Raw genomic sequence first — 6,843 nt, forward strand, 5'->3', positions numbered from 1 at the left:
GTTGCGGTTCTTGCGGCGATCGTGCTCTTGCAGGAAACGCTTACGGATACGGATGGATTGCGGTGTGATTTCAACCAGTTCGTCGTCGTCGATAAACTCGACAGCAGACTCTAGCGTCATCTTGATCGGGGTGATCAGGCGTACGGCTTCGTCGGTACCGGAAGAGCGTACGTTGGTCAGCTGCTTACCCTTGATCGGGTTAACCACCAGATCGTTATCACGGCTGTGAATACCGATGATCATGCCTTCGTACAGCTTGTCGCCTGGCGACAGGAACATGCGGCCGCGATCTTCCAGCTTCCACAGCGCGTAGGCAACGGCTACACCGTTGTCTTGCGAGATCAGCACACCGTTGTGACGGCCTGGCATATCGGCTTTGGCCGGTGCGTAGTCGTCAAACACGTGACTCATCAGGCCGGTGCCGCGGGTCATGGTCATGAAGTCGCCCTGGAAGCCGATCAGGCCACGTGCAGGGATATGGTATTCGAGGCGGGTACGACCCTGACCATCGGATTCCATATTGGTCAGTTCGCCACGGCGACGACCCAGTTCTTCCATCACAGCGCCCTGAGTCACATCTTCCACATCCACGGTCAGGTTTTCGTATGGCTCGCATTTCACGCCATCGATATCCTTGTACACCACGCGCGGCTTGGCAACAGCCATTTCAAAGCCTTCGCGACGCATGTTTTCCAGCAGAATGGTCAGGTGCAGTTCGCCACGACCGGACACGCGGAACAGGTCCGCATCTTCGGTTTCTTCTACGCGCAGCGCAACGTTAACCAACAGCTCTTTGGTCAGACGGTCGCGGATCTGGCGCGAAGTCACAAACTTGCCTTCGGTACCGGCCAGTGGCGAGGTGTTGACCATAAAGTCCATGGTCAGCGTAGGCTCGTCCACACCCAGAATCGGCAGGCCGACTGGCGCATCACGATCGCAGATGGTGACACCGATACCGATATCATCCAGACCGGAGATGGTGATGATGTCGCCGGCTTCGGCTTCTTCAACCGGTACGCGGTCCAGACCCTTAAAGCCCAGCACCTGGTTGATACGGCCTTGTGCAACCTGCTCGTCGTGGTTCATCACTACAACGACCTGACCCGGCTTGATACGGCCGTTCAGTACGCGACCCAGACCCAGACGACCGGTGTAGGTCGAATAGTCGAGTGCGGAGATTTGCAGCTGCAACGGTGCTTCCGGATCACCGGAAGGCGTTGGAACATGCTGGAGTACGGTTTCGAACAGCGGACGCATATTGTCCGACTCTTCTTCCAGTTCCAGCTTGGCAAAGCCGTTCAGGCCAGACGCGTAGATGATAGGGAAGTCGAGCTGCTCGTCGGAAGCGCCCAGCTTGTCGAACAGGTCGAAAGTCTGGTCAACCACCCAATCCGGACGTGCGCCCGGACGGTCGATCTTGTTGATCACCACGATAGGCTTGAGGCCCAGTGCCAGTGCTTTTTTGGTCACGAAGCGGGTCTGCGGCATCGGGCCTTCAACGGCATCGACCAGCAGTACAACACCGTCTACCATGCCCAGTACGCGCTCTACTTCACCACCGAAGTCGGCGTGTCCCGGGGTATCCACGATATTGATGTGCACGCCTTCGTATTCGACCGCGGTATTCTTCGAAAGAATGGTAATGCCGCGTTCTTTTTCGAGGTCGTTGCTGTCCATCACGCGCTCAACAACCTGTTGGTTGTCGCGGAAGGTGCCGGACTGGCGAAGTAATTGGTCAACCAGAGTAGTCTTACCATGGTCAACGTGAGCGATAATAGCGATGTTGCGAATCTGTCGGGTCATTTGTCTCTGCTTACTACAGGGGGACGAAAATTTAAGCTGGCGATGGTATCACGCATCGCTCATTTTCCCAAATTTTGTATTGCTGTCAGGCAGATACCGTATCCGACAATTGGTCCGAATACATGCTTCAGACCCCAATAACACAGGACACACACCATGTACGACTGGAATGCACTCTGGCATCAGCACGCGGGCTACCGCAGCGGTTTTGACCTCAAAACCCAGCAAAAACCGCATGCAGCGGATGTCAACGCGCTGGCGGACGAGCTTTCTGCCCGACTGCTCAAGCCCGCTCAAAACGAGCACGATGTCGCGGTTTATGAAACCGAGGGCAAGTTCATACTCGCCGGCTACAGCGACGGCCTGCAGTTGCTGGAGCTCAAAAAACACGAGTTGTTCGACATCACGCTGCACTTCATCACCGAAGGCGATGACAGCGAATGCGCACTGCCCTGCATCGAAGTGAGCGTAGACAATCTGGCCACCGGTGAAAACAGCCACTGGCGCACCCCGGTCAGCAAGAACAAGGCCGGCGACATCCTGGTGGGGCGCGAAAAACTGGGTAGCGGCATCGCCCCCATGATGCCGTTTGACGAGCTGTCTTTCACCGATAATGGCCGCTTCCGTGAAGACCTGCATGCCACCTGGCAACATGAACTGCCACTGCTAGCACCGGAAATAGAAGCCTGGTTCGATCCTGCCCGCGTTGTCCACGCCGCCACCGAGGCAGCTGCCACGGGCGCCAGCGATACCGGCACCCATGCCGAGATGGATGCGCGCAGCCACGAAATGCTGGAGCGCTACGCAGAAATCATCCGCCGCGAACAACTCTTGCTGTCGCGCCGTTTTGCCGACAACGAGCTACAACTGATCGCCGCGGTATTGCAGGGCATACACTTTGAAGGCGCCGCCGCCTGTCGCGGGCTGTGGCTGGCGGTAGAGGCCCGCATCCTGGATGAAGATCTGGACCACGAACATAAGGTGGATGCCGAAGCCCTGCTGGCCAAGCTCAAAACGCTGTCCTACACCCAGGAAGTCGCACTGATCGAGGCACTGGCACCGGCACGCTAAACCATGCGTCACGCCGTCACGCCGGCGTGACAAAAAAAATGGGCGACGTTGCCGTCGCCCGAATCCCATCCATACCAAATCAGAAAGCCTCATGCCTTCTGACTGTTAATATAGCCGATAAAAATTACATTTGCATTACTTGCGATAGATCCAGCACCACTTTTCCCAGATTACTGTTGTCTTCCATATACAGATGCGCATCCGCCACCGCCGATAGCGGATAAATACTATCCAGCGTCACCCGTGCCTTGCCCGCTGCAATCGCCGGCAGCACCACCTGCTCCAGCGCCCGCGCCAGGCGTTCACGCACGGCTAAAGGCTGGCTACGCAGGGTCGAACCCATAATGCGCAAGCGTTTCACCAGCAGCAAGCCCAGATTCAGCTCGGCGCTGCGCCCCCCCATGATCCCGATCACCACCAGACGCCCATCGGGCTTCAGGCAGGCCAGGTTTTCGCGAAAATAACTGCCGCCAACCGGGTCCAGAATGACATCCACCCCACCCTTAGCCTTGATCTGGGCAGAGAAAACCGGCTCGCGTCGCGCATTAAAGGCCTGAACTGCACCCAGCTCACGGCAAAAATCCAGCTTTTCATCGGCACTGGCACTGGCCACCGCCTCGGCGCCCAGCAAGCACGCCAACTGAATGGCCGCCGCACCGACGCCGCTGGCGCCGGCATGCACCAGAAAACGCTCGCCCGCTTGCAAATCCGCCACGTCCACCAGATTCAGCCATGCCGTCATCCACACTTCGGGCAAGCTGGCGGCCTCGGCCCAGCTCATACTATCGGGCTTGGGAATGGCCAGCGCCTCATCCAGCAAGGCGTAGTCGGCATAAGCGCCGCCTTGCAACAAGCCGAACACCGCATCACCCGCCTTGAAACGTGACGGCCCGCCCACAGCCTCGACCACACCGGCTATTTCCAGCCCAAGTATCGGCGAGGCACCCTCCGGCGCTGGATAATGCCCCTCGCGCTGCACAATATCAGCGCGATTAAGGCCCGCAGCCATCACCCGCACCAAGAGTTGCCCTGCGCTAGCAACCGGCTTTTCGACCATGGAAATAGACAGCGTCCCGACCCCACCCGGTCCACTTTGTACGACTGCACGCATCAACATACGCATCCCTCTGACCACCAATTGATCCCAATTGGTTACAATAGCACGCCATGACAGAATCCTGCTTCCACTGCGCCCTGCCCATCCCGGACGGCTGCGACTACCCGATATACTATCGCCAACAAGCCAAACCCGCCTGCTGCGCGGGTTGTCAGGCGGTTGCACAAACGATTATCGATGCCGGCCTGGACGATTATTACCAGCACCGCAGCACCGAAGCCGGTCAGGCCGAAGCCCTGCCCGATGAAATCCTGCAGCAAATCCGTCTCTATGACAGCGATGCACTGCAGCAAAGCTTCGTCCATATCGAGGACGAACATGTACGCGAGGCCTCGCTGATCCTAGAAGGCATCACCTGCGCCGCTTGCATCTGGCTGAACGAGCAGCACTTGCAACGCCAGGCCGGCGTGCTGTCGGTCGACATCAATTACACCAGCCACCGCGCCCGCGTACGCTGGGATAGCCGCCGGATCAAGCTGTCCACCCTGCTGGAGGCGATCTCGGCCATCGGCTACCGCGCCCATCCTTACGATGCGGCCCGCCAGGAAGCCTTGCAGCAAAAAGAGCGCAAACAATCGCTCAACCGCCTGTGGGTCGCAGGCCTGTCGATGATGCAGGTGATGATGTATGCGGTGCCGGTGTATCTGGCTCCGGATGGCGAAATCGAAACCCGTTTTTTATGGATGCTGCACTGGTCCAGCCTGATCCTGACCTTGCCGGTGATGGTGTACTCGGCCCTGCCGTTTTATCAGGCGACCTGGCGTGACCTCAAACGCCACCGTCCCGGCATGGATACCCCCGTCACCATCGGCATACTGGCCACCTTTTTTGCTAGTCTGTATGCGCTGCTCAACCATATCGAACACGGCATCTACTTCGATTCTGTGTCCATGTTCGTGTTCCTGCTATTGGGTGGGCGCTACCTCGAAGGCATTGCACGGCGTCGCGCCGGCGCAGCCGCCGAAAGTCTGGTCAAACTGATCCCGGCCTTCGCCCATAAAGTCAGCGGCTGGCCGGACAGCCGCGATACCCATGAAGCCGCAGCCGCGACGCTCTCGACCGGCGATGTGCTATTGATCCGCCCGGGCGAAACCGTGGCGGCCGACGCCATCGTGCTCGAAGGCGAAAGCCAGCTAAACGAGGCTTTGCTCACCGGCGAAAGCCAGCCGGTCAGCAAACACAGCGGCGATATGCTGATTGCCGGCAGCGTCAACACCAGCAGCCCGCTATATGCCCGCATCAGCGGCACCGGCCAAAATACGCGTCTGGCCAGCATCGTGCGCCTGCTGGATCAGGCACTGGCGGAAAAACCGCGTCTGGCCGAAATTGCCGACCGCTTCGCCAGCTGGTTTGTGCTCGTGCTATTGCTCGCCGCGATCGGAACTTTCGCCTACTGGTATCCGCATGACCCCGAGCATGCCTTATGGATCACCGTCGCCGTACTGGTCATTTCCTGCCCGTGTGCCCTATCGCTCGCCACACCGGCGGCACTGGCAGCAGCCACCGGCCATCTGGCGCTGGACGGTGTACTCACGACCCGCGGCCATGCACTGGAAACACTGGCGCACGCCAGCGATGTGGTCTTCGACAAGACCGGCACCCTGACTTATGGCGATATGCGCCTGCTAGAAACCCGCTTGCTGGGCGAATCCGATCAGGCCCGGGCATTGGCACTGGCGGCCGGTCTGGAAACCGGCTCCGAGCACCCCATCGCCCGCGCCATACTGAATGCCAGCCATACCGCGCCGGTCTTATACCGCCAATTAAGCAACCATGCCGGACAAGGCGTTGAAGGCATGCTGGATGGCGTACGCTACCGACTGGGCCGGCCGGACTTCGTCGCGCAACTATCGGCCAGTACGCTCCCAAGCGACGACTGGCAGACAGGCAACACCATCATTGCATTAGGCAGTGACGCCGGCCTGCTCGCCCTGTTTGCCATTGGTGACCGGGTGCGCGCCGATGCCGGCAACACGCTAGACACACTCAAGAATGCCGGTCTGACCCTGCACCTGCTATCCGGAGATGCCCACGCGGCTGCCCACACTTTGGCCCGCCAACTGGGTATCGGCCAAGTCAAGGCCGAGGCCACGCCGGAAGACAAGCTGGCCTATGTGCGGGCATTGCAAGCACAAGGCAAAAAGGTCGTGATGCTGGGGGATGGCATCAATGACGCACCGGTACTCCTGCAGGCCGACGTTTCCATCGCTATGGGGGGCGGCACCGATGTTGCGACAGCCAGCGGCGACATGGTCTTGATGGGCGACCGGCTGGCGCTGTTACCCGGCGCCTTTGCCCTGGCCAGAAAAACGCTGCGCATCATTCACCAGAATTTGTGGTGGGCGGCTATCTATAATCTGCTGGCGCTGCCGCTGGCAATGAGTGGCCATGTCACCCCCTGGATTGCCAGCCTGGGCATGGCGGCCAGCTCGCTGCTGGTGGTCTGCAATGCACTACGCCTTGCCAAAAGGAATTTTTAATGGAAAGCCTGTATTTGCTGATCCCCATGAGCCTGGTGCTGGCGTTTTTAATAGGCGCCATCTTCTGGTGGGCGACCCGCTCCGGACAGTTTGACGATCTGGAAGGGCCGGCACACCGCGTGATGATGGACGACGACAGCCCCCGTACCGATGCCGCAAAACCTACCCATAAAGATTGAATTACTAAAAATAATCATACCCTTGTGCTAAAAGGAAGATGGGGAGCCTTCGCAAGATTAAAGCGGCGATGGCTTGGTGTAGAATCCGCCGTTTTCGCTAACTCTTACGTACAGGCCACACCCCGTGAATACTCTTCAGGCAATCATTGGCATGCTGTTCCTGATCGGCGTTGCCTACGCGGCCTCTACCAAC

General features: G+C 58.8%; 5 protein-coding genes. 3 read left to right on the plus strand and 2 right to left on the minus strand.

What is annotated here, in order from left to right; all coding sequences use genetic code 11:
• A partial coding sequence (typA, locus tag ACRC1E_RS08840) for a translational GTPase TypA (RefSeq protein ID WP_438514733.1) occupies positions 1 to 1,803 on the minus strand: 1,803 nt, incomplete at its 3' end.
• 156 nt (positions 1,804 to 1,959) lie between these two features.
• Between typA and ACRC1E_RS08845 the strand changes: the two genes are divergently transcribed.
• Complete coding sequence (locus ACRC1E_RS08845; RefSeq protein WP_438514734.1) at positions 1,960 to 2,874, plus strand: hypothetical protein; 915 nt, start codon at positions 1,960 to 1,962, stop codon at positions 2,872 to 2,874.
• A gap of 124 nt (positions 2,875 to 2,998) precedes the next feature.
• On the opposite strand, the gene ACRC1E_RS08850 is transcribed toward ACRC1E_RS08845, so the two are convergent.
• Positions 2,999 to 3,991, minus strand: coding sequence for an NAD(P)H-quinone oxidoreductase (locus ACRC1E_RS08850; protein WP_438514735.1), 993 nt, complete (start codon positions 3,989 to 3,991; stop codon positions 2,999 to 3,001).
• 50 nt (positions 3,992 to 4,041) lie between these two features.
• Between ACRC1E_RS08850 and ACRC1E_RS08855 the strand changes: the two genes are divergently transcribed.
• Positions 4,042 to 6,471 carry a heavy metal translocating P-type ATPase gene (locus tag ACRC1E_RS08855; RefSeq protein WP_438514736.1) on the plus strand — a complete coding sequence of 810 codons (2,430 nt, stop codon included), beginning with the start codon at positions 4,042 to 4,044 and terminating at the stop codon, positions 6,469 to 6,471.
• A complete protein-coding gene (ccoS, locus tag ACRC1E_RS08860; RefSeq protein ID WP_438514737.1) occupies positions 6,471 to 6,650 on the plus strand; it encodes a cbb3-type cytochrome oxidase assembly protein CcoS in 180 nt (59 codons plus the stop codon). The genes ACRC1E_RS08855 and ccoS overlap by 1 nt, the downstream gene beginning before the upstream one ends.
• Positions 6,651 to 6,843 lie beyond the last annotated feature (193 nt).

The sequence above is a fragment of the Craterilacuibacter sp. genome, assembly GCF_051659485.1.
In the GTDB taxonomy this organism is placed as follows: Bacteria; Pseudomonadota; Gammaproteobacteria; order Burkholderiales; family Chromobacteriaceae; genus Craterilacuibacter.

What these genes read in the sequence shown, in the direction of transcription:
- ACRC1E_RS08845 (WP_438514734.1), top strand. Translation starts at nt 1,960, where the DNA reads ATGTACGACTGGAATGCACTCTGGCATCAGCACGCGGGCTACCGCAGC.
- ACRC1E_RS08850 (WP_438514735.1), bottom strand. Translation starts at nt 3,991, where the DNA reads ATGTTGATGCGTGCAGTCGTACAAAGTGGACCGGGTGGGGTCGGGACG.
- ACRC1E_RS08855 (WP_438514736.1), top strand. Translation starts at nt 4,042, where the DNA reads ATGACAGAATCCTGCTTCCACTGCGCCCTGCCCATCCCGGACGGCTGC.
- ccoS (WP_438514737.1), top strand. Translation starts at nt 6,471, where the DNA reads ATGGAAAGCCTGTATTTGCTGATCCCCATGAGCCTGGTGCTGGCGTTT.